This is a genomic window from Micromonospora sp. CPCC 206061 (assembly GCF_036906915.1).
GTDB lineage: Bacteria > Actinomycetota > Actinomycetes > Mycobacteriales > Micromonosporaceae > Phytohabitans.
Window position 1 is genome coordinate 1 of record NZ_JBAKHX010000107.1, and the last position, 21,679, is coordinate 21,679.

General features: G+C 69.1%; 13 protein-coding genes. 6 read left to right on the forward strand and 7 right to left on the reverse strand.

Translation table 11 applies throughout. The annotated features are described in order from the left end of the window. The coding region (locus tag V6V89_RS37445) for an RICIN domain-containing protein (RefSeq protein ID WP_334624406.1) at positions 1 to 386 on the forward strand (386 nt) is incomplete at its 5' end. A gap of 143 nt (positions 387 to 529) precedes the next feature. Here V6V89_RS37445 and V6V89_RS37450 read toward each other — a convergent pair. After that, a complete protein-coding gene (locus V6V89_RS37450; protein ID WP_334624407.1) occupies positions 530 to 1,846 on the reverse strand; it encodes a ricin-type beta-trefoil lectin domain protein in 1,317 nt (438 codons plus the stop codon). 344 nt (positions 1,847 to 2,190) lie between these two features. Further along, positions 2,191 to 3,891, reverse strand: a complete 1,701-nt coding sequence (locus V6V89_RS37455; protein WP_334624408.1) for a ThuA domain-containing protein — start codon at positions 3,889 to 3,891, stop codon at positions 2,191 to 2,193. Between the two features lie 349 nt (positions 3,892 to 4,240). On the opposite strand from V6V89_RS37455, the gene V6V89_RS37460 reads away from it, so the two are divergent. Beyond that, the gene (locus V6V89_RS37460) at positions 4,241 to 4,999 is read left to right on the forward strand and encodes a FadR/GntR family transcriptional regulator (protein ID WP_334624409.1); all 759 of its coding nucleotides are present in this window, start codon (positions 4,241 to 4,243) and stop codon (positions 4,997 to 4,999) included. A 7-nt stretch (positions 5,000 to 5,006) separates the two neighbouring features. On the opposite strand, the gene V6V89_RS37465 is transcribed toward V6V89_RS37460, so the two are convergent. Beyond that, complete coding sequence (locus V6V89_RS37465) at positions 5,007 to 9,974, reverse strand: diguanylate cyclase (protein WP_334624411.1); 4,968 nt, start codon at positions 9,972 to 9,974, stop codon at positions 5,007 to 5,009. Positions 9,975 to 10,170: 196 nt separating this feature from the next. Here V6V89_RS37465 and V6V89_RS37470 point away from each other — a divergent pair, with 196 nt between their 5' ends. Then, positions 10,171 to 10,458, forward strand: coding sequence for an STAS domain-containing protein (locus V6V89_RS37470; protein WP_334624412.1), 288 nt, complete (start codon positions 10,171 to 10,173; stop codon positions 10,456 to 10,458). A gap of 315 nt (positions 10,459 to 10,773) precedes the next feature. Here the strand turns inward: V6V89_RS37470 and V6V89_RS37475 are convergent, their stop codons facing one another. The 4 genes from V6V89_RS37475 to V6V89_RS37490 form a co-directional block, all read right to left on the reverse strand. Next, positions 10,774 to 11,796, reverse strand: a complete 1,023-nt coding sequence (locus V6V89_RS37475; RefSeq protein WP_334624413.1) for a LacI family DNA-binding transcriptional regulator — start codon at positions 11,794 to 11,796, stop codon at positions 10,774 to 10,776. A 180-nt stretch (positions 11,797 to 11,976) separates the two neighbouring features. Then, entirely contained in the window at positions 11,977 to 12,564 is a 588-nt protein-coding gene (locus tag V6V89_RS37480) for a carbohydrate ABC transporter permease (RefSeq protein ID WP_334624414.1), read from the reverse strand. Then, positions 12,561 to 13,265 (reverse strand): carbohydrate ABC transporter permease, encoded by a 705-nt coding sequence (locus V6V89_RS37485; RefSeq protein WP_334624415.1) that lies wholly within the window; start codon positions 13,263 to 13,265, stop codon positions 12,561 to 12,563. The genes V6V89_RS37480 and V6V89_RS37485 overlap by 4 nt, the downstream gene beginning before the upstream one ends. Before the next feature lie 112 nt (positions 13,266 to 13,377). Beyond that, the gene (locus V6V89_RS37490; protein WP_334624417.1) at positions 13,378 to 13,521 is read right to left on the reverse strand and encodes a hypothetical protein; all 144 of its coding nucleotides are present in this window, start codon (positions 13,519 to 13,521) and stop codon (positions 13,378 to 13,380) included. Positions 13,522 to 13,739: 218 nt separating this feature from the next. On the opposite strand from V6V89_RS37490, the gene V6V89_RS37495 reads away from it, so the two are divergent. The 3 genes from V6V89_RS37495 (at position 13,740) to V6V89_RS37505 (ending at position 20,857) form a co-directional block, all read left to right on the forward strand. Next, a complete protein-coding gene (locus tag V6V89_RS37495) occupies positions 13,740 to 19,562 on the forward strand; it encodes a ThuA domain-containing protein (protein ID WP_334624418.1) in 5,823 nt (1,940 codons plus the stop codon). 76 nt (positions 19,563 to 19,638) lie between these two features. After that, a complete protein-coding gene (locus V6V89_RS37500; RefSeq protein ID WP_334624419.1) occupies positions 19,639 to 20,322 on the forward strand; it encodes a hypothetical protein in 684 nt (227 codons plus the stop codon). Position 20,323: 1 nt separating this feature from the next. Then, positions 20,324 to 20,857, forward strand: coding sequence for a hypothetical protein (locus V6V89_RS37505; protein ID WP_334624420.1), 534 nt, complete (start codon positions 20,324 to 20,326; stop codon positions 20,855 to 20,857). The last annotated feature ends 822 nt before the right edge of the window (positions 20,858 to 21,679 follow it).

Below are 21,679 nucleotides of genomic sequence, written 5' to 3' on the forward strand. Positions count from 1 at the left end.
CGAATCCAACGGGCAATCGGCTGCGTAACGAGGGGTCCGGTCGTTGCCTGGACATTAGCGGGGCTTCCTCGGCCAACGGGGCACAGGCGCAGATCTGGGACTGCCACAACAACACCAACCAGCAGTTCACCCAGAACGGCGCCGCCCTACAGGTGATGGGCAAGTGCCTGGACGTCGCGCCCAACGCCGCAGCCGGCACCCGGGTGCAGATCTGGGACTGCCACGGCGGCGCCAACCAGCAGTGGAACCTCAACAGCAACGGCACGATCAGCAACGCCCAGACCGGCCTGTGCCTGGACGTCAACGGCGCCGGCACCGCCAACGGCTCCACGGTCATCGTGTGGAACTGCCACGGCGGCACCAACCAGCGCTGGGCACGAGCGTAGCCTCTGCCCAATGAAGGCGGCCCCGGCGATGCCGGGGCCGCCTTCACCTTCCATACGCGAAGCCACCACCTGCGACACCCGCGATGCCGTCGGACGCCCTTGCTGCGGGTCCGGATTCGGGGGCCGCCTTCCTTGGGCGAAGGCTACGCTCGTGCCCAGCGTTGGTTGGTGCCAGTGTGGCAACCCCAGACGACCACGGCGGTGCCGTTGGCGGTGCCAGCGCCGTTGACGTCCAGGCACAACCCGCTCTGGGCGTTGCTGATCGTGCCGTTGCTGTTGAGGTTCCACTGCTGATTGGCGCCACCGTTACAGTCCCAGATCCGCACCCGGGTGCCGGCCCCGGAGTTGGCGGGCACGTCCAGACACTTGCCCATGACCTGGAGGATATGTCCGCTCTGGCTGAACCGCTGGTTGGCGTTGGTGTGGCAGTCCCAGATGATCATCTGGGCGCCGCTGGCCGAGCTGGCGCCGTTGACGTCCAGGCACCGGCCGGCTGACTCGCTCCGCAGCCGGAACCCGGTCGGGTTCGGGTTGGGGTTCGGGTTCTCACCCGTGAAGAACTTCCACACCTCTTCCTTGACCCAGCTCCTGGCGCCGCTCTCACAACCGGCACATCCGTCCACGGGACCTTGCTGGTGCCCACCGTCGAAGGCGGCCCAGACGACCGGGTACCCCTGCTGGCATCCCGAGTAGGTGGTGGTGATGTGGGTCCGACTGCCCGCGGCCGGCTCTGGTGGGTTCTGGGGAGTGCAGCCGTTGTTCCTGACGAACCTGTCCCGCAGCGCTCGTCCGGCACCGATGTTGTCTCCGATGCCGTGGATCCCCATGTACGCGAAGGGCTGGGTGCCGCCGCTACAGCCGCTGATCGGACCGGGTGCGGCTATGGCCGCGACCGCACGGAACACGGTTGGCCGGGCGCACGCGAGCGCGTAGCTCATGGCGCCGCCGTAGCTGAAGCCCAGGGAGAACCGCTGCGTCGTGTCGATGCAGAGCTCGTTGTCGAGCCGTCTGATCATGTCGTCGACGAAGGTCACGTCCTCGCCGCCGGAGTTGGCCCAGCCGTTCCCGATGCCCTGGGGGGCGACGAAGATCGCGCTGTTGTTCGCCAATCGCCGCAGTCCATAGTGGGCATAGACGTCCCCATCGCTTCCGCCGGAGGCGACCGCCTCGGCGGTGCCGCCCCACCAATGAAACCCGAAGATCAACCGATGTTGCCGGTTGTTGTCGTAGTTGGTGGGAATGCTCAGGATGAACGAGCGGCTCTTGCCGCTGCTCTGGATCGTGTGCGTACCGCTTGTCAGCGTTGGGGCCTTACCGCACCCAGCAGTCGCTGCGGCCGTGACGAAATCGGTGGATGGGGTGTTCGCGCCGGCGGCGCTACCTTGCGCCGCGCCGCCCATGGCTAGGACGAGCACCGCCGCGACCAGGGTCGATCCTAGGACCGATCTGTGGTTCGACATCATGCAACCTCGCTACTTGTGGTCCTGCTGGACTGGACAGGTCATAGACCCGTTGGAGCTGGAACCGCTGGTTGGCGCCGGTGGAAGGCGTCCTGTGAGAGATGCGCGCAAGCGACCATTGCCAATCGGCAGCGCCCGAAGCCAGTCGGTGCCGGCTGGCTCGTCGTACCAGAGGGCGAGGTCGTTCGCGGCGAGCACCTGCGGCGGCGTCACCGCACCGACCTTGCCGACGCGGTCCAGCCCGCCGGCAACAGCGCGGCCCCGGCTCCCACCGCAACGGCGGTGAGGAGTTTCCTTCTGGTCGTTTCTGCCATGGTGATATCTCCAAGCGGCGAACAGTGTCGTTACGGAAGGGTCCAGCGCTGGTTGGTACCGCCGTGACAGCTCCAGATGATCAGCTGGGTCCCGTCGGCGGAGCTGCCGCCGTTGGCGTCCAGGCACTTGCCCGACTGCGGGTTGGCCAGAGAGCCGTTCGCTCCCGGGTTCCAGTTCTGCCCGCCGGTGCCGTTGCAGGTCGACAGCTGCACCAGGCTGCCGTTGGCGGTGCCGCCGCCGGCGATACCCAGGCACTTGTTGAGCGCGCGCAGGGTGCTCCCGTTGACCGTCCACTGCTGACTTGCGCCGCCGTGGCAGGTCCACAGCTGGATCTTCGTGCCGTCGGCCGAGCTGCCTCCGCTGACGTCGACGCACTTGCCGGAGACGCCGGTGATCGGGCCGACCCGCGGCATGGTGCCACCCGACTCTTTGATCCGGATGTTGCGGAACGACACGTCGTCACCGGTGCCGTGGTTCTGGATGCCGATGTAACCGGAGGTCAACGACCGCAGCGGATCGGTGTTGGTGAAATCGTTGATCTTGACGCCGTTCAGGAAGACCTGAAGCCGCTCCCCCTCCACGAGGAGCTCGTAGGTGTTCCACTCGCCGGGTGGGTTGAGCGCGGCGTCGCGAACGGCGATGTCCGCCGACTTGACGCCGTACACCGCGCCGGTGGTCCGGTCCGCGGTGTCGGTGGCGTCGATCTGCACCTCGTATCCGTTGCTCATGGCCGAGTTCGGGTCGCTGCTCGCCGGGAACCCGATGAGCACGCCGGAGTTGTCGTCGCCCGGCATCATCCAGTCCAGCTTCAGCGAGTAGGAGCGGAACTCCTTGGTGCTGTACCAGAGCATGCCCAGCCCACCGGTGGACGTCAGCGTGCCGTTGGTGTTGTTGAATCCGCCGGGCCCGGCCTGCGACCAACCGGTGGTGGCGCCGTTGTAGAGCGTGGTGTAGCCGGTCTCCGGCCGGCAGTCGGCCTTGGTCCGGTTGGCCGCGTACCTGATGCCGCCGAGCACCAACGACCGGAAGCCCGCCTCGTTGTAGCTGGCCTGGGTGTGGCCGCTTCCGGTGTAGAACGAGCGTCCACCCTGGAGGGCCTTGCACCAGGTGTGCGGGTGGTCGGCGCCCATCGTGCCGCCGGAGTAGGTCGACTCGTCCAAGGTGGACAGCACGCGGGCCGACGACCGGACGTTACTCCGGAAGTTGTACCACTCGTCGGTGCGCACCCACGTAGGGCTCAGCCCGGCTGTCGCCGCGTGCGCCCGGTTCTCCACCCGGATCGTGGCCTGCTGGATGGCCGGGTGCGAGGCGAAGTACGCGCCGACCAGATCGCCGTAGAATGGCCAGTCGTACTCGGTGTCCGAGGCCGAGTGCACGCCCACGTACCCACCGCCGCCCCGGATGTAGCTCTCGAAAGCGGTTTGCTGGGTGGCGTTCAGCACGTCACCGGTGGTGTTGAGGAAGACCACCGCCTCGAACTGGGCCAGGTTGGTGGCGGTGAACTGGTTCGAGTCCTCGGTCGCGGTCACCGTGAAGTTGTTGGTCCCGCCCAAGTCTCGGATCATCTGGATGCCGGCCGGGATCGAGTCGTGCCGGAAGCCGGCGGTCTTGGAGAACACCAGCACGTCGTACGGCGCGTCCGCAGCACTCGCTGGCGAGTTGTTGGTGCAAGCCAGGATCACCAACGCCGTCGCCGCGACGCCGATAATGTTGCGCATTGTCTGTCGCATGGCCAGGTTCCTCATCGCGCGTGCGTTATCGATATTCGTCAGACGTCATACGTTAGATTGAGCGATAGGAGGTAGTCAATACATCCCTGTCAGGGCGCCCGATGAGGGCGCGGTCGCTTCCCGCCCGGGGCCCGCGTCTCTAGTAAGCTACGACCGCCGCCCTCGCGCGGCCCCGACGACGTGGAGAGCACCACGGACAGACACGGTATAGATCCGATGTATCAGGGCCGGGTCCCAGCGACCGTGGCCGCGACCGTCCCCAGTGGTGTGCCCGCCGCGTCAACACCCGTCCGGACGACGGCTCGGCGCCCCGTTCCGCCCCTACCTGCCGTTGAACAACGAGGGTGGCATGTCTCGCACTGACAAAGTGATCGACAGCATCAAGCGGATGATCCTCGAAGGAGTACTGAAACCCGGGGATCGGCTGCCCGTCGAGAAGGAACTCGCCGAGTCGTTGGGCGTCTCACGGGGTTCTCTACGCGAAGGGATATCAGCACTGTCGTTGCTTGGGGTGGTCAACACCCGCCAAGGCGACGGGACCTACGTCACGAAGCTGGACGTGACCCGCTTACTGGCGCCCATGGGCTTCGTCATCGACCTGGAGGGTCGAGGCAACGCACAGCACGTGCACACGGTTCGTCGGATACTCGAGTGCGAGGCCGCTTGGTCGGCCGCGTCCAGGATCACCGACGAGGCGCTGGCCGAGACGCGGGAACTGCTGGACGACGTGAACCGGATAGCCGATCAGACGCCGCAGGACCACGAGCGTGTCATCGAGATCGACATCCACTTTCACCGGATCATCGCCGTACACAGCGGCAACCCCGTCCTGGCTGGGCTCATCGACGCGTTCGCGGGACGCACCGTACGTGCCCGATTGTGGCGCAGCCTGCACGAAGAGGGCGCTGACCGGCGCACCCACGAGGAGCATCTGGCGATCTGGAAAGCGCTCAAAGCGCGCGATCCAGAACGGGCCCGTTTGCGGATGGCGAACCACCTGATCGGGGTCGAAGAGGCTCTGCACAACCTGCCGGACGACCCCAGTCCAGTCCCCGGACAAACCGACCGACCGGTCGCCGAGCCGGCCGGTCCCGCCGTCGAGGGCTGACGCCCCGCTATCCCGCGGCGTGTCCGGCGACCTTGACGCGGTTGCGGCCGGCGCGTTTGGCCCGGTACAGCTCGACGTCGGCCTGCTCGATCAGCTGGTCGGCGGTTGTGCCGGGCGACGGAATGGCGGCCGCGACACCGATACTGGCGGTGACGACGCGGTCGGCGACCATGGGGTGTGGCACGGCCAGGGCGAGCACGGCCGCACGGAGGTGTTCGGCGAATTCAGCGGCGGGGCCGGCGCCGGTGTCGGGCATGATGATGGCGAACTCCTCACCGCCGTAACGAGCGACCAGGTGGCCGGCCGGACTGTGCCGCTTGAGCAGGCTCCCGACGCGTTGGAGGCATTCGTCGCCGGCTGGGTGTCCATAGTGGTCGTTGTAGCGCTTGAAGTGGTCGACGTCCACCATCGCCAGCGCCAGCGGGCTGCCGGCCCAGATGGCGCGATCCCATTCGGTGTTGAGCGCCTCCTCGAAGCGGCGCCGGTTGGCTAGGCCGGTAAGTGGATCCGTCAGGCTCAGCCGCTCGAGGCGCTCGTTCGCGATGGCCAGCTGCCGGGTGCGTTCGGCCACCTTGCGCTCCAGGGACGCGTACACCAGGGCGTTGTCCAAGGAGACGGCGAGCTGTCCGGCGATAAGCATGAGGCCGTCAAGGCGCTCAATGGAGAACGCTTCCCGGATCAGCCGGTTCTCCAGCATCAGCAACGCCTGCGGCACGCCGCGGTTGACGATCGGGACTACCAGGAGGGAGCAGCATCCATGGTCATGGAAATACGGGTCGCGGGCGAAGCGGTCGTCCGCCACCGCATCGCCGACGAGAAGGGCTTCGCGCGTACGTTCGACATATCGCACCGCGGAGAGCGGGATCAGTCGCCGTTCGACGGCCTCGTCGAGGGAGATCGTGGCGGTCTCCGAGGCGCCTGCCGGCATGCGCCACGTGTCGTTGCCGGCATCCCAGAGCAACAGCTGGACGCCGGTGGCGCCGGTCATGGCCGATAGCACGTCGACCACTCGTTGCCGCAGCCCGTCGAGGGTGGTCTCGGAGCTCAACGCCTGGGAGGCCGCCAGGATGCCGATCAAGTCGATCGTGCCCGTCATGATGCTGGCGCGGTGGGCCGGAGCATAGCCACCCGATCCAAGCGCCGGCAGGATCCGGGTGCCATCGGCAACGATCAGGTCTGGGTTGGCCTGCCTGAGTTGGTTGACCTTCGCGACCGCGCCCCAGTCCGAGTAGGCGCGACAGGCGTCGGCGAGCAGCCGGTGGCCGGTATGTTCGAGGCCCTGCGCGAGATGGAAGCGGGCGGCGCGTTCGGCGATGAATGCCTGGTGCCAGGGGCGCTGCCGGGCGCTGGCGTCGCGCTGCGCGGCGTCGAATGCCGACACGGCAGCGCGAAAGTCGCCGGTCGCCCACGCCCTTTCGGCCTCCACCAAACTCGCCAGGTGCTGGAAGTTCGCGGGGGCATCGGCCGCTCGCGCCACCCACCAGGCGGCGACGGAGTCCAGCTCGGCCAGCAGCGAGGCGTGCTCCCGCGAACCCGGATCGGCCGTCCGGACCCGGCCGGCGAGGGACAGCGCCCGCGTCAGGTACGCCGCCACCGAAAGGTAGAGGTTCTCGATGAACGGAAGCAGCGCCGTCGCCGCTTCCGAGTGCCGTTCCAGTTGGACCGGATCGTCCAGCAGCGCGGCGGCGAGCGCGCGCATGACGTGGATATTGCTGGCCACGGTCGGATTGCCATCCGGCTGACCCGCGTGTGCCGCATCGCCGTCGAGCCCATCAGCCTGGGTGCCGCGCAATGTGGACAGCAGCCAAGCGTACGGCTGGGTCAGCTGGGCACTGTGGTCGTTTCCGGTGCGCCTGGCGATGCCCAGCGCCGCCTCAACCTCGGGGACGTAGGCGTCCAGTGTGGGCGCGCAGTCGAGCAAGGCGTACACCAGGACATTGGCGGTCCAGCACGCGTTCTGCACGTCGCCGCCCTGTAGAAGCCCTTCCCACGCTCGCCGGGCCTGCGCGACGCACTCCTCGAGCGGCGCGAACCAGTGCCCGGCGATGAAGGCGTACAGGAAACGAGCTTGGGCGGTGTCGGGCTCGTAGCCACGGGCCTCGCTCACCGCGAGGACGCGTCGCAACAGCCGGTACCCGGTGCGGTAGTCCTGCCGCCGCCGTGTCGTCCCGAACGGCAGATGGGCGACCGGACCGACCAGCGAGCGGGCGGGCCCGTGCTCGGCCCACATCCGCACCGCCTGCAGCACCAGCCACACCATCGCGTCCGGGTCGCTCTGGAACGCCGGCGGCAGCATCCTGTTGATCAGCGCGGCGGCGGCGAGCAGCGACGGATCGGTTATCTCGGGGCGGGCCAGATCATCGGCCTCAGTGGCCCGGTCCAACCATAGGTACAGCGCGTCGAGATCACGGTCGACCTCGGCCGCCATCCGCTCCGCCGGCGGCATCGGGACGCCCAGTCGCCCCAACATGTCGATGCCGAGAGCGATGGCCTCCGCCGGGCGCGACCGATTGGCCAGGCTGGCCACCTGCACCACGGTAGCCACCGTGCGCTGCACCGGGTCCGCGGCCAGCCCATCGATGATCTGGTACACCTCGTCGGCCTCGTCCAGGCACCCGAGGCCGTACAGCGCCTCCAGGCGACCCGTGTGCAGCTCGATCAACAGGGCCGCGTCCCCGCTGTCGGCCAACCGCACCGCCGCCGACAGCAGTCCCTGCATGGCGGGATAGTTGCTCACCAGCCGCGCCTGTTCCGCCGCGCGCTGGAAGAGCCCGATCACCCGGCGGCGCTCGCCAGGGTCCCGCACGGCGTCGACCAAGTGCAGGTACTGCTGTGCCGCGATGGCGTACAGCTCCGGCCGGAGTGCCAGCCGCCCGGCGAGGCGCATCCGCACCGCGCGCCGCCGCTCCGGGGTCAGGTACTCCAGTGCGCCTTCCCAGACCCGGTCGTGCCGGAAACGGAGCGCCTCCTGGCCGGGCTCCATTACCAGCAGTCCGTCGTCCAGCGCGGGGGCGAGCCGCTCCCCCACCAACGACGCGGGCAGGCCGGTGGCGGCCTGCAGCAGGCTGACCTCGACGCGGCCGCCGAGGCAGGCCATGACCTCCAGTAGATCGCGAGTCTCGGGCGGCAGAGCGGCCACCCGGGCTGTCAACAGGTGGGGCAGGTCCAACGCTCCGCCGCTGTGTCGCAATGCGGCAGCGTCCCATTCCCATCCCTTGTCCGCCGGGCGCAGGACGCCGTCACGGCGCAACGTGTTGAGCAGCTCGACCGTCTCGTAGGGGTTGCCGTTGGTCCGCCGCAGAAGCGCCTCGGCGAGCTCGTCGACCTCGTCAACCTCCGTCCGGAGCACGTCGGCTACCAACGCCGCTATGCCGGAGGCCGGCAGGTCATCGAGGCGCACCTGGACCAGTCCGGTGCTCTCCCGCTGCCATCGAGAGATCATGGCGGCCAGGGGCTGGCTGGCGTCGACCTCCCGATGGGCACTGACCAGCAGCAGGCCCTCGACCGTCTCCTGCCCGCTCAGCACCATGTCGACCAAGCCCAGTGGGGTGCGACCAGCCCACTGGAGGTCGTCGACGAAGAGCACCACCGGCCGCTCGCGGGAGGCGACGGCGCGCAAGATCTCGAGCGAGTTGCGCTGCGCCCGTGCCTGGGCCGTCATCGGATCGCCCATGTCAGGTCGCACGCGCAGCAGCGTGGCCAGCTCGGGCGTCACCGCAGTGGCCAGGCCCGCGCTGTGCCCCAACGCGCGCAGGATTCGCGTGCGCGTCTCGGCCAGCGCCTCCTCCGGCAAGGCGAGCAACAGCCGGCCCAACGCTCGGAACGCCTGATGCACGCCGTCGAACTCCAGGTCCCGGCGATACTGGTCGAACTTTCCGGACACGAACCAACCACCGCTGGCCGTCACGACGGGTCGCAGCTCTTCGATCAAGGAGGTTTTGCCCACCCCCGGCGCGCCTGAGACGAGCACACCAGGACATCGGCCGGCTTGAGCCGCAACGAACGCCGCGCCCAGGGCCGCGATCTCGTCCTCCCGCCCGATGGTCCGCGACGGTGAGCGCAACCGGAGGGGAAAATCTCGCTTGCCGACGTGTATGCGTTCGGCGGTGCCCTCTCGGACCCACGCCAGGTCGTGGATCAACCCTTCGGCGGTTTGGTAGCGGTTGTCCGGTTCCTTCTCCAGGAGGTGCATGATGATCTCGGACAGGCCGGCCGGCACGGCCGGATTCACCTCCGCCGGCGGCGCCGGCACGCGGGCGAGGTGGTCGTGAACGAGTTGGAGTGGATCGCCGGCTCCAAACGGCGGGCTACCTGTCGCCAACTCGTACAGCGTGGCTCCCACCGCGTACAGGTCGGCGCGCTGGTCCACGGCGCGGCCGGTCCGACCGGTCTGCTCAGGGGCCAGATACGGCAAGGTTCCAACGATTTCGGTCGGGGCCAGCTCGGCTCGCGTCTGCGAAAACGTCGCGGCTAGAGCGAAATCGATCAGCCAAGGCACCCGTGTCGGGCCGCTTACGATGATGTTCGCCGGACTGATGTCGGTATGCATTACGCCTCGCTGATGCATACCCGCGATGGCCCGCGCCAGGCCCAGAGCAAGAGCGATCAAGTCAGCGGGGGGCCACGGTGTCGGCGTCCGGTCGAGCGAAATACCACCGACATCCGCAAGCAGGATGGCGCCGGGTCGCGCCGGTGGGGTCGCCAACTGGACGATACCCGGAAGCCCAGACAGCAGGCTCAGGATCTCTAGCTCGCGCCGTAAGCGCTGGTCCGCGTCCGGACCCCACGGCTCCTTGCTGACCACACTGCCACCCGGAACGAACAGCCGTGTCACACGGCTACGGGCGCTTTCGTGTAAGAGCGTCGCCTTAGCACCGGGCTCGCGTTGATCATTTATCACCGCTATGCCGTTGCCTCCATCCCCCGGATTGGATTCGCACGTCTCCAGCGGCGTCCGGTGCGACCCAAGACCCACGACTCAAGAGCACGATAAGCCTACAATCGCGCCATCGTTCACGTAATTCAACGTGCGCAGAAAAGTATTCTCGTCTTGCTGGCGTCGACCGGCGTCATCAACGTGTCGTTCTGGCCGGCCAGAGTCACCAGGTGGGCCGCGCGACGGGAACTACTACGCCCCTTTCAACCGATATAGATGTATATATACTCTTTAAATGCCGTTGCTGACGTGTCGGGTCGAGGTACGCGGGAACGCTGTCCACCTGATCGCCTCCGGGCGCCTCGACGGCACCACCGGCAAAGACTTCGAGCTCGCGGTCCGAAGCGTGCTCACCGGCCTACCGCACCTCCTCGTCCTGGATCTCACCGAGATCGAGGGGTTCTCGACGGAGGGCGCCGCCGCCCTCGGCGACGCCGTAGGTCTCGCGTCCATGGCGCGTGTGAGCGTGTTCGTCCTGCCCAGCCGCGCGGTGCTGAGGCAGCTGGACTCGCACGGCGAGTGACACGCGGAGGCGATCCGCGCGTCGAAGGAGGCGGCGATGCTTGGGAGATTGCCAGATTGTTTTCGCTCCATCAAGAGGGAATCTTCGATATCTCCATTGAGCCCGGCTTTCGATCGCGGGACTATCGACAGCGGGTTCCCATAACACTTTCTGCGACCAAGAAGAATGGCAAGCGCGAGATCCTGCGGATCTTTGTTATGTGTCGTGTCGCCGCGGACCAGCTCGGTGCCCTCGTCCCGGCTCAGCCGCAAGCCGCCACGACGAGTGGCAGATACCGGCCGTCCTCGGCACGGAACGACACACAGTCGGCGTCGGTCACGGCGGCGGCGCGATGGACTTGCGCCGGCGCAAAGGCATCGGCACCAGGCATGGCACGGCGGTGTGGCCATCCAGGAGCAGCTCGACGGCTCGGCGCCCCATCTGCTCGTGTGGCAGTGCGGCGGTGGTCAGGCCCGGCCGCAGCCAGGCCGCGATCGGGTCGTCGTCGAACGCGACCACCGAGATGTCGCCCGGAACACTGAGCCCCGCGTCGGCGATGGCCTGGTAGGCGCCGAACGCGAGCCGGTCGTTCATGCAGATGACGGCGGTGGGCCCGGTCGGCCTACGCAGCAGCGAACGGATCGCACGGTATCCGAACTCGGGCAACCACTCCTGGCAGAAGGCGTCGGCGAAGACTGTCCTGCCCGCTTCGGCGAGCGTGGCGCGGATGCCGCGCATGCGGGACTCGGCGGCGATTGAGACCTCGGCGTTGCGTTCCTTGAGCCTGTTGCGGCCGATCACGGCGATCCGGTCGTGATGGCCCTGCTGGAGCAGCGCCGTGGTGACGCTCCGGCCGGCCTGTTCGTCGTCCGGCAGCACGCAGGGCAGATCATCCGGTCCGATCGCGTTGAGCAGGACCGCCGGGCCGGTCAGCAGGGCCGGGGGCACCGTCAGCTGGCGGGACTGCATCGCGGCGTAGATGACGCCGTCGACCTGGCGGTCCAGCATCGCCTCGATCGCGAACTGCTCGAAGGCGGCATCGCCCTGCGTCTCGGCGATGAGCAGCACGTGGTCGCGCTCGCGGGCGGCGTCCAGCGCGCCGCGGATCAGCCCGCTGGCGAAGCGGGTGGTGGCGACGATGTCGGATACGAAGGCGATGGTGGCGGTCTTGCGGGTGCGTAGGCTTCGTGCGGCGATGTTGGGTCGGTAGCCGAGTTCCTCGGCGGCCTTGAAGACGCGCTGGTGTGCCTCGGCCGACAACCGGGTGCCCTCCCGGCCGTTGAGGACCATCGACGCGGCCGTCTTCGACAGGCCCGCGCGGCGCGCCACGTCCGCCAGGGTCACTCTGTCGCGGCCCATCAGTCCTCCGGGTGGCGGTCGGGATATCGCTTTCCACAACATCATGCCCGCCGCGGCACCGGTTGCGTGAGTCAGCCCTGGAAGGCACCCAGCACCCCGGCCATGGTGCGCTTGCTGGAGTCGTCGACCAGCACGATGGCGAGCAGGAACTGGTTCCAGGTCCACAGAACAGCAGGATGGTCAGGGAAGCGATCGCTGGCCGGGCCAGGGGACCTGTACCCGCCAGAACAGCTGCCACGTGTTGCTGCCGTCGACGCGGGCGGCGTCGGCGAGTTCCCCCGGGACGTTGACGAAGTGGGCACGCATCCAGAAGACGGCGAAGGGCATGTAGAGGCCGATCAGCGGCAGAATGATCGCCCACCGGGTGTTGAGCAGTCCCAGCTCCTGCACCTGGTAGTAGATGGGCGTGATCACGGCCTCGAACGGCAGGGTGAGACCGAGCAGGAATAGCAGGAAGACGAACCGGCCGCCGGGTACGCGCAGGTGGCCGAGGCCGAAGCCGGCCATGGTGGCGATCAGCACCGAGACGGGCACGACGCCGGCAACGATGAGCACGCTGGAGCGCAGGAGCGCCGCCATGTTGGCGACGTTGAACGCGTCGACGAAGTTGCCCCACTGCGGGTCGGTGGGCCAGGCCAGACCGGTAGGCACGGTGCCGCGCGGCTGTAGGGCCGCCGACAGCATGCTGAGAAACGGCAGCAGCGTTACCGCGATCAGGGCGATCAGGAAGACGCGGCCGGTGAGCTGTTCGCGGCGGGTCAGGTTCATCCCTTGTCCTCCCGGGTGAGCCGCTGGATGGGCAGCACGCAGATGAGTACCAGCGCCATCAGTACGACGCCGAGGGCGGAGGCGAGGCCGACCTGGCGCTGGGCGAAGGCCAGCCGGTAGATCTCCAGGCCGGGCACGGTGGTCTGCAAGCCCGGGCCGCCGCCGGTGGCGATGTAGACGATGTCGAAGCTGGCCAGGGCCGCGATGACGGTGACGGTGAGGCAGACGCCAATCTCCTGGCGCAGGCTGGGCAGCGTGATGGCGAAGAACTCGCGGATCGGTCCGGCGCCGTCGAGGCGGGCCGACTCGTACAGCGCTGGGTCGATCTTGCTCATGCCGGTGATCAGCAGGATCGTGCACAGGCCCAGCAGGACCCACGCGCCGATGAGGCCGACGGCAGGCAGGGCGGTGTCGAACTCGCCGAGCCATGCGCGCGCCAGCCCACCCAGGCCGATGCCGCGCAGTACCTGATTGACCAGGCCCGTGGAGGACAGCAGCCAGCTCCACGCGATGCCGGCCGCGACCAGCGGGATGAAGGTCGCGGTCGGTGAAGACCGACGTAGTTGGACAGGCCGGCCCAGCGGGCCACGCCGATGCCGTTCCAGTGGTAGAGCGAGTACTGGAACGTCAGAGCCAGCGGCCGCAGTACGAAGACGGCGTACATCACCAGGGCGGGCAGCACCCACAGCCAGCCGCTCCATCGGGCGAGGCGGGGCCACCGGCGCCGGCCGAACGGCGCGGACGCCGGGCGGACCGGGCGGGCCGGCCCGGAGAGGCCGGCCCGCTGGGCTGTCACGCTGCCGGGGGCAGTCGTCACCGGGACAGTTCCTTCTCGTACTCGGTCTGGACGGCCTTGACGTATCCCTCGGGGGTCTGCTGGCCCACGACGAGCTTCTGCCTCTCCGGGGTGATGGCGGAGGCAAAGATCGCGCCGGTCGCGTTGGCGGTGAAGTCCACCGCGCCGTTCTCCGCGCCGAGTTGCGCGGGGGGCTTGGCCGTGTTACCCGAACGTTACTTGCCATCGACGACTTTGGTTGGGCTTAATTCGTTAAGGTTCGATAGCAAACGCGGTGCCAGCCTCGGCGGGCCGGTGCCGTGTCTACCCCAACGCGCACCGGTCTTCGGCGAGCCGCTGCGAGTTTCTGGCCTGTCCCCACCAGCGGAGGAGTTCCTTCGTGCCAGCAAATCGCCGAAGCCGCGGTCCCCGCGGCTGCGTCAAACGCGCCCTTTTTCTCGCCGCCGCCACACTCGTCACCGCCGCGTCCACGCTGGTCGCCGGACCCGCGCCGGCCCAGGCGGCACCCCAGCCCGCGGCGCGGGCCCTGGCCGAGCCGTTCTCGATCCTGGTCTTCTCCAAGACGGCTGGCTTCCGCCACGACTCGATCCCGGCGGGCATCGCGGCGATCGAGCAGCTCGGAGCGGACAACGGCTTCACCGTCGACACCACCGAGGACGCTGGCGCGTTCACCGACGCCAACCTGGCCAAGTACGCGGCGGTGGTCTGGCTCTCGACCACCGGCGACGTGCTCGATCCCGACCAGCAGGCCGCGTTCGAGCGGTACATCCGGACCGGCGGCGGCTATGCGGGCATACACGCCGCCTCGGACACCGAATACAGCTGGGCCTGGTACGGCGATCTGGTCGGCGCGTACTTCGCCTCGCACCCGGCCAACCAGACGGCAACCGTCAAGGTCGAGGACCCTGCGCATCCGTCCACCGCGCCCCTGCCGGCCAAGTGGACCCGCTTCGACGAGTGGTACAACTTCCAGACCAACCCGCGCGCCGACGTGCACGTACTGGCCAGCCTCGACGAGCGCAGCTACACGCCAGGCGCCGGCGCGATGGGCGCCGACCACCCGACCGCGTGGTGCCACGACTACGACGGCGGCCGAGCCTGGTACACGGCGGGCGGGCACACCAACGAGTCGTACGCGGAACCTAACTTCCTGACCCACCTGCTGGGCGGCATCCAGACCGCGGCCGGCGCCGTCGACGCCGACTGCGCGGCCTCGCTGACGAGCAGCTTCGAGAAGGTGACGCTGGACAGCAACACCAGCAACCCGATGGAGCTTGACGTCGCCCCGGACGGGCGGGTCTTCTACATCGAGCGGGACGGCCGGGTACAGATCGTCAAGCCAGACACCCGCACCACGGTCACCGCAGTCGACCTGGACGTCTTCACCGGCAACGAGGACGGCCTGCTGGGCATCCGGCTCGACCCGGACTTCGCCACCAACGGATGGGTGTATCTCTACTACGCACCGAACGACGGCGTCACCCGCAACCGGGTGGCCCGCTTCACCGCGCAGGGCGACTCCATCGCGCTGAGCACCGAGAAGGTCGTGCTGGAGGTGCCCACCCAGCGCAACACCTGCTGCCACGCTGGCGGCAGCATGGTCTTCGACAGCGCCGGCAACCTCTACCTGTCCACGGGCGACAACACCAACCCCTTCGAGTCGAGCTCCTTCACCCCGATCGACGAGCGACCGGGACGCCAGGATTACGACGCGCAGCGCACCTCCGGCAACACCAACGACCTGCGTGGCAAGGTGCTCCGGATCCACCCGGAGGAGGACGGGACGTACACGATCCCGGCCGGCAACCTCTTCCCGCAGGGCACCGCGCAGACCCGGCCGGAGATTTACGCGATGGGCTTCCGCAACCCGTTCCGGATCGGCATCGACAAGCGGACCGACACGCTGTACGTCGCCGACTACGGCCCCGACGCCAACGCGGCCAACCCCGACCGCGGGCCCGAGGGCACGGTCGAGTGGAACGTGGTGACGCCCGGCAACTACGGCTGGCCGTACTGCCACGGCGCGAACTACGCCTACAACGACTACACGTTCCCATCCGGCCCGAGCGGACCGAAGTTCAACTGCGCCGCGCCGGTGAACAACTCGCCCAACAATACGGGCCTGACCACCCTGCCGCCGGCGATCTCCTCGACCATCGACTACGACTACAGCGGCAACCCGCTCTTCCCCGAGATCGGGGGCGGCGGCGCGCCGATGGGCGGACCGGTCTACCGGTACGAGGCGGGGCTCGCCTCGGATCGCAAGTGGCCGGCGTACTTCGACGGCAAGGCCACGCTCGGCGAGTGGAACCAGAACAAGATGTACACGCTCCAGCTCGACGAGGACGCCAAGTCCCTTGTGGACATCAACCAGATCCTGGCCGGGATGACGTTCCTACGGCCGATGGACTTCGAGTTCGGGCCCGACGGCGCGCTCTACATGATCGAGTGGGGCACCGGCTTCGGTGGCAACAACGACAACTCCGGCGTCTACCGGATCGACTACATCGCGGCCAACCGCGCCCCCATCGCCGTCGCGTCCGCCGAGCCGACCTCGGGCCAGCCACCGTTGACCGTGCGGTTCTCCAGCGCGGGCTCCCGCGACCCGGACGGTGGCGCACTCACCTACGCGTGGACGTTCGGCGACGGTGGCACCTCGGACCAGCCGAACCCGACACACCAGTACACGACGGCCGGCAACTACACAGCCCAACTGACTGTCACCAACCCCAACGGCCGCACCGCCGTGGCGAACGTGCCGGTGACTGTGGGCAACACCGCGCCGACCGTGACCATCGAGTTTCCGCCCAACGGCGGCTTCTTCGACTGGGGCGACCAGGTCAACTACCGGGTGAAGGTGACCGACCCCGAGGACGGCACGATCGACTGCGACAAGGTGACACTCCAGGTCTACCTGGGCCATGACGAGCACAACCACCCGATGCAGTCGTACACCGGTTGCGAAGGCACCGTGCATACGGCGCTGGCGGCCTCACACGGGGCGGAAGCCAACGTGTTCACGATCTTCGAGGCCACCTACACCGACGAGGGCGGCTCCGGCGGCGCCAACCCGCTGACCGGCCGGGAAGTCGAGCAGCTGCACCCCAAGCACAAGCAGGCCGAGTACTTCGCGGCCACCGGCAAGGCACCGGGCGGCCTGGGCACCGGCGCCCCCGGAGTGCAGAAGGAGACCACCGGCGACACCGCGGGCGGTTTCCAGAACATCGGGTCCATCGAGGACGGCGACTGGTGGTCGTTCGCGCCCACCAGCCTCTCCGGCATCGACACCCTGCGCTTCCGCGTCGCCTCCGGCGCAAACGGCGGCACGATCCAGGTGCGCACCGGCGCGGTCGACGGCCCGCTGCTGCTGACCGCCACCGTGCCGGCGACCGGGGGATGGCAGACGTACACCGACATCTCCGTCGACCTGCCCGCGCCGAACACCGCGAGTGGACCGCTGTACTTCGTGGCCCGCAACAACCCGGGCGACACCGGCGGCGGTGGTCTGTTCAACGTGAACTGGGTCGACTTCCTCGGCCGCGGCGTGACCGACAACGCGCCGCCGATAGTGAGCGTCACGGCGACGCCGAGCACGGGCACTCTGCCACTCGCGGTGCGGTTCACCGGCACGGCAACGGACGCCGAGGGGAACACTCCGCTGACGTACGCCTGGGACTTCGGGGACGGCGGCACCGCGAGCACCCTCGACGCCACGCACACCTACAACGCGCCGGGTACGTTCACCGCCACGCTGACCGTGACCGACAGCAAGGGCGCCAAGGGGTACGCCACCGCCACGGTCAAGGTGAGCGCGCCGAACACGTCCTGCTTCGGGGCGCGCTCGGACGACTTCCTCGGCACCACTCTGGACAAGACCCGATGGTCCACAGTGGTCCGCGAAAACCAGCTCTACTCCGTACAGGGCGGATCGCTGGCGCTGCCGACCGCGGCGGGCGACATTTACGGCTCCGGCAACGACGCCACCAACATCGTGCTCCAGCCGGCACCGAACGGCGCCTGGCAGGCCACGACGAAGGTGACCCTCGCCACGACGGCCGACTACCAGCAGGCCGGGCTCATCGTGTACGGCGACGACGACAACTACGCCAAGCTCGACGTGCTCTACTCCGGCAGCCGCCGGATCGAGTTCATCCGGGAGACGGCCGGCGCGCCACGCAACGAGGCCGCCGACAGCACCGCCGCGCCGACCGGATCGGACACGGTCTTCCTGCGGTTGACCAGTGACGGCACCAACCTGACCGCGGCGTTCTCCGCCGACGGCCAGACCTTCACCCCGGTGGGCCGGACGGCCGCGCTGGCCGGCATCACCGACCCGAAGGTGGGCCTGTACGCCCTGAAGGGCGGCACGACCGCCCCGGTCGTCGACGCGACGTTCGACTGGTTCCAGATCTCGCCGGACGAGCCGGGTGAACCGGTGACGCCGTCCGACGAGTTCGACGGCGTCAGCCTGGACAAGTGCCGCTGGGACGCGATCCTCCGCGAGGACCCGGCCGCGTACCGGGTGCAGGGCGGGTCGCTGCACATCGACGTCCCGAACGGCGACATCTACGGCACCAGCAACACCGGTCCGACGAACTTCATGCTCCAGGAGGCGCCATCCGGCGACTGGACCGTGGAGACTAAGGTGGACGGCAGCCTGCTGAACGAGCAGTACCAGCAGGGCGGCCTCATCGTGTACGCCGACGACGACAACTACCTGAAGTTCGACTTCGTCGTGGACAACACGCCCGGGCAGACGGTGTCGCGGCGGATCGAGCTTCGCAGCGAGATCGGCGGCGCGATACAGAACCCGCAGCCCGGTCCCACCAACCTGACCTCGGCCGTGTGGTACCTGCGGCTGGCCAAGGAGGGCAACGTCTACACCGGGTCGTACTCGGCGGACGGGCAGACCTGGACGGCGCTCGAGCCGCTGACCAACGCGGCGGTCGGCTCGACACCCAACGTGGGCCTGTTCTCGCTCGGCGGGGCGCAGACCGCCCGCAAGACCGTGTCGTTCGACTACTTCCGGCTCAGTGCGGAGGCGGTGGACGACACCGCGCCGGTGACAGCGGCGACGGTGGGCGGCACGGCGGTCGGCGGCTGGTACACCGGCCCCGCGACGGTCACGCTGGCCGCCACGGACGACGAGGGTGGCAGCGGGGTGGCCCGCACCGAGTACCAGCTCGACGCCGCCACGACCTGGACCGCCTACACCGAACCGATCCTGATCGCAGGGGACGGGGCGCACGAGGTGCGCTTCCGCTCCGTCGACGAGGCCGGCAACGTCGAGGCGACCAAGTCCGCACCGGTGAAGATCGACACGACAGCGCCGATGACCACGGCGACGTTCGCGCCGCCCTCCGATGCCGGCTGGCATGCGGGCGCGGTGCCGGTGACGCTCACCTCTAGCGACGCCGGCTCCGGTGTCCAGAAGATCGAGTGGTCGCTCGACGGTGGCCCGTGGACGCCGTACACCCAGCCGGTCGACGTGACGGGCAACGGCGAGCACGAGCTGCTCTACCGGGCCACGGACAAGGCCGGCAACGCCGAGACACTCAAATCGGCGGTGCTGCGGATCGACGGGGACTCCCCGACGGTCCTCGTCTCCGGCCTCGCCGACGGCCAGCTCTACGGCGACAGCCAGGACGTGCGGGTCACCTTCCAGGCCGTCGACCCGACCTCCGGCATCCAGTCGCTGGTCGGCAAGCTGGACGGCAAGCCGTACCAGTCCGGGACGGTCCAGGTCATGTACGACCTGACGCTCGGCCTGCACGAACTGGTCGTGACCGCCACCGACAAGGCCGGCAACGAGACGACGACGAACGTACGCTTCTTCGTCACCACCTCGTTCCGGGACATGCAAGGGCTCGTCGACCGGTTCAAGGCGACCGGCCAGCTGACCGGCAAGGCACACCGGCAGCTGTCCAGCAAGCTGGAGGCCGCTCGGGTCTCCGAGGCCTCCGGCAACGACAAGCGGGCGATCCAGCAACTGCAGGCGTTCATCGGCTTGGCGTCCGACCCCGCACTGGTGACCGACGCGGACGTTCGCAGCGTGCTGGTCCGCGACGCCAACGCCATGATCGTCCGGTTGGGCGGTCAGGCGTCGGCGGCCGCCCGTAAGGCCAACGACGGCGCGTCGCTGGCCGGCACCGGGCGCCTCGCCGGGGACGCGACCCGCGTGCCCGAGGGCGGCAAGCTCTAACAGTTGGCGTGGGGCCGGCCTCCGCGCGGGGCCGGCCCCACCGATTTCCTCGTATCCGTTGGGGAGGCTCTTCGCGATGAGCAACAAGACTCGGCCCCGGCCGCCCGCTGGGCGGGGATCTCGGCCGCTTGCCCCACCGGCCCGGCGCCTCGCTCCGCTGGTGATCGCGTTCGCGCTCGGGGCCTTGCTCGCCGGGCCCATCGGGGCGGTGACGGCTGACGGCTCCTCGCCGGCCGACGACCGCGTCGCGGCGCTCCGGGCCCAAGAGGCCGAACGCGACGCGGCGCAGATCGTGGAGCTGACGTCGCTGGCCCGACGTGTACGGGAGAGCCTCGTGCCCGTGCTCGAAGGGCTGGCCAAGTCGGTCCCGGTGGGCCAGCCGCCCGGTCCGGCAGCGCGACAGTCCGATGTGGAGGGCTGGCGGGTGACCACCGGCAAGGCGGTCGAGGACTTCGCCAACCCGCCGTCCGGCGGCACCGGCGTCAACATCGCCCGCTCCGGCCTGGCCGCGGCGGTACGCACGCTCGACGCCGCCGTCGACACGTACGCGACGGCGCTGTCCCAACCACAGGCCGGCCGCGGGACGCTGCTGGAGCTCGCTGGCCGCCAGCGGGACATCGCGGTCGCCACCTGGTCGACCGCCGCGACCCAGCTCGACGTGCTCAACGTCGACGCCGGCAACGGCCACACCCACGTCTTCCTGCCGGCCGCGCCGGGGCAGGGAGCGCTGACCGCCGACGGCGCACCGGAGGGGAAGTGACATGGGACGGCTCCGCACGCTCCTGGTCGCGCTGGCTGCCGTATCCCTGCTGGCGCTGTGGCCCGCGGTGCCCGCGGCCGCGCACAGCGGTCCGGTGGTGCTCGACGTGGCGGGCGACGGCGCCACCGGCGTGACCGTCCGGGCAACGTACAAGGACGGCCATCCCGTGGACGACCGGGTGCTGCGGCTCGTGCTCAACGCCACCGGCGAGGGCGGGCGCGCGGTCGGCCCCGTGCAGCTCAACCCGGCGAACGAAGGGCAAGGCTTCTACACCAGCGGCGCGGTGCTCACGCCCGGCAGGTGGACCGTCCTCGTCACCTCCCCCGAGCCGAACCCCGGCAAGGCTGAGGCCACGGTGGAGTCGAAGGTCGCCCAGTCCGCCCCTGCCGCCCCTGCCGCCGCTGCGCCGCGGCGCCCGGACGAGGGTGGCGGCACCTGGCGATGGCTGGCTGCCGGGGCCCTTCTGGTAGTCGCCGCGCTCGTGCTGGCGTCGACGAGGCGCCGCTTCGCCCGCACCCCCGCCGGCCGGCCCTAGCGCCGCCGCCCAGGAGCGGAGCGCGGGCGGCGAAGCGGGACCCCGTCGCTGCCCCGCTGCCGTCGCAGGCGTGTTGATACCCTCCCGTACGCCGGCCGCGGCACCGGGGCCGCCGGGCCGTCGAGGAGCTGGAGGCGGCCATAGCGACACCGCGCGACGACGCCTTCCACGCCTTCTTCGAGGCTCATCACGCCGGCCTGGCGCGGCCGCGCGATCAGGATCACCGACATCTACGGAGAACGGCTGGTTGTCGACGGGATCGGACTGAAGCCAGACGTCGTGCAGCCGACCCGGGTCCAGTTCGCCAAGCACTGATCCCCCCGACCGTGCGGCCTGCCGTCCGCAACCTCCGCAGCGGCGCCGCCGTGCGGTCTGAGGCCACTGCCCCTACCGTGGTGACAATGGGCGGCGATACTGATCCGCGGTGTGCGCGGTGCGGCGGCCCGGTCGCTGCCGACCGGCTCTGCACGCATCCCAGCGGTGTCACGGTCGAGTACGGCCGTTGCCTGCTGTGCGGTGCGGTACTTCGCCGGCTGTTGCACCGCGGCAACGACATCGGCGGACCGGTCGGGCCGTGGGTGCCGTTGCCCGCGCCGGGATCGCAGGTGTGGTTGTGGCGGCGACCGGCTCGCTACGCCAGGCGCCGGTTGCCGGTGTGGGCGTCGACGGGGCCGCCGCGACGTTACGGGCGACGCCGGCCACGTCGTTGACCCGCCCTTGCGGCGGCTCGAGCCACGCGGCCAGGCGTGTGACGCGGGCGGGCTCGGTGTTGTGCCGAGCCCGCCGCTTGTGGTCGATCCGATCTATCAGCGTTGCAGTGTC

What these genes read in the sequence shown, in the direction of transcription:
- V6V89_RS37450 (WP_334624407.1), bottom strand. Translation starts at nt 1,846, where the DNA reads ATGTCGAACCACAGATCGGTCCTAGGATCGACCCTGGTCGCGGCGGTG.
- V6V89_RS37455 (WP_334624408.1), bottom strand. Translation starts at nt 3,891, where the DNA reads ATGCGACAGACAATGCGCAACATTATCGGCGTCGCGGCGACGGCGTTG.
- V6V89_RS37485 (WP_334624415.1), bottom strand. Translation starts at nt 13,265, where the DNA reads ATGGAGCGGCTGGCTGTGGGTGCTGCCCGCCCTGGTGATGTACGCCGT.
- V6V89_RS37500 (WP_334624419.1), top strand. Translation starts at nt 19,639, where the DNA reads ATGAGCAACAAGACTCGGCCCCGGCCGCCCGCTGGGCGGGGATCTCGG.
- V6V89_RS37480 (WP_334624414.1), bottom strand. Translation starts at nt 12,564, where the DNA reads ATGAACCTGACCCGCCGCGAACAGCTCACCGGCCGCGTCTTCCTGATC.
- V6V89_RS37470 (WP_334624412.1), top strand. Translation starts at nt 10,171, where the DNA reads ATGCCGTTGCTGACGTGTCGGGTCGAGGTACGCGGGAACGCTGTCCAC.
- V6V89_RS37460 (WP_334624409.1), top strand. Translation starts at nt 4,241, where the DNA reads ATGTCTCGCACTGACAAAGTGATCGACAGCATCAAGCGGATGATCCTC.
- V6V89_RS37505 (WP_334624420.1), top strand. Translation starts at nt 20,324, where the DNA reads ATGGGACGGCTCCGCACGCTCCTGGTCGCGCTGGCTGCCGTATCCCTG.
- V6V89_RS37475 (WP_334624413.1), bottom strand. Translation starts at nt 11,796, where the DNA reads ATGGGCCGCGACAGAGTGACCCTGGCGGACGTGGCGCGCCGCGCGGGC.